This window comes from Pantoea sp. GbtcB22 (genome assembly GCF_019091025.1).
GTDB lineage: Bacteria > Pseudomonadota > Gammaproteobacteria > Enterobacterales > Enterobacteriaceae > Pantoea > Pantoea leporis.
Genome location: NZ_JAGXKB010000792.1, coordinates 1 through 238, shown reverse-complemented (window position 1 = coordinate 238; position 238 = coordinate 1). Strand labels below are relative to the sequence as shown.

The 238-nt window shown below is 60.9% G+C and carries 1 pseudogene; it reads left to right on the top strand.

The features are described from left to right. Positions 1-238: pseudogene (locus tag KVT28_RS26695) on the top strand (ABC transporter substrate-binding protein); the annotation flags it as partial.

Sequence of the window (238 nt, the reverse complement as noted above, 5' to 3'; positions counted from 1 at the left end):
GCCTTCAAAGATAACGTCACCACGCCGGATCCGGCGCTGTCTGGCCCGTCACTCGATCTGCTGATTGGCCTGCAAAACAGCGAAGGCGAAAAAGCCTGGCAGCTGTTTGTCCAGCTGAAAGCCAACGGCATGGTGATGAGCGGCCCCAACGCGCAGGCGGTGACGCCCGTGCTGCAAGGCGCGAAAGCGGCGGTGTTTGGCGCGGTCGATTACGTCACCTATAACAACATCGCGCAGG